The sequence below is a fragment of the Thalassospira sp. MCCC 1A03138 genome (assembly GCF_002115785.1).
GTDB lineage: Bacteria > Pseudomonadota > Alphaproteobacteria > Rhodospirillales > Thalassospiraceae > Thalassospira.
Window position 1 is genome coordinate 1 of sequence record NZ_JFJY01000022.1, and the last position, 1250, is coordinate 1250.

Annotated in this window: 1 protein-coding gene; it reads right to left on the reverse strand. The window is 56.6% G+C overall.

Annotated features, from left to right (window positions below; genetic code table 11):
- Nucleotides 1-264 precede the first annotated feature (264 nt).
- Nucleotides 265-1250: IS110 family transposase (locus tag TH468_RS21060; RefSeq protein WP_085646385.1), on the reverse strand; the 986-nt coding region annotated here is incomplete at its 5' end.

Sequence of the window (1250 nt, forward strand, 5' to 3'; positions counted from 1 at the left end):
AAAAAAATCTATGGTCCCCCCCATTTTTGCAATACTGATTAACGGGCGATGTGGTTGGCTTGCTTAAATCTATCCGGCGTCTGTTTGGGGCTTGCCCCAGCGCCACGATGAGAGTCGCGCCTGACGATCCTTAAAAGCCCGTCGGCTTCTGAAGCCGATTTTTATGTCAGGATCTTCGCCAGGCCGGTAGGCCGTTCACGTCATCCGTTGTTCAGCTATCGCAAAACCTGAAGGGTGAATTGTGGTACTGCAACAACCGCAGGGTCAGGCGTTCAAGGCGTCTGGCCCTGCTTCATATTGCGCATGGTGAGCCGCTATCGCCCAAGCGATACGCGCCAGTTTGTTGGCCAGGGCACAGGCCACCACATTCGAGTGTCGTCGGCGCAGCAGCGCTCGCACCCAGTCGGCCAAAGCCCCCTTCTGATGATCCAGCCTCTGCATGTAAACCCTGGAGCATTGCACCAGCAGTTGCCGCAGGTGCTTGTCACCCCGCTTGCTGATCCCCAACAAATTGGCTTTGCCGCCCGTGCTGTACTGTCGCGGCACCAAGCCCACTGAAGCCGCAAAATCGCGACTGCATCGGTATTGCTTGCCATCGCCCATTTCTACAGCCAGAAGGCTGGCGGTGATCGGACCGACACACGGCATGCTAAGCAAACGGCTCCCCAGATCATCGTCGGCCAGCTGGCAAGCCAGTTGTTTGTCCAGTTCCTTGATCTGTTCATCCAGGTAAACGAAGTGATCGTGCAGGCGTTGCAACAGCACTGTCAGCCGCACAGGCAGCTCATGCTCGGCCAAAACAGCTGCCAAACGCTTCATGATGGCTGAGCCTTTGGGCAGGCTGATGCCAAATTCCAGCAGGAAACCGTGCATCTGATTGGCTGTCTTGGTGCGGTCATGCACCAACGACTCGCGCATGCGATGCAGGACAGACAGGGTTTGCTGAGACTCGGTTTTAGGCGTAACGAAGCGCATGGACGGACGGGAAGCCGCCTCGCAAATGGCCTCTGCGTCGATAAAGTCATTTTTGTTGCCCTTGACGAAAGGGCGGACAAACTGCGGTGAAATCAACTTGGTCGTATGCCCCATCGCCGCAAGCTGACGGGCGATGAAGTGAGAGCCGGCACAGGCTTCCGTTACCACGACGCAGCTCGGCAAGTTGCCGAAGAACCGCATCATCTGCGCTCGCGAGAGCTTTTTGCGAAACACCTCGCGGCCCGATTTGTCTTGGCCCAGAAGGTGGAAATTAT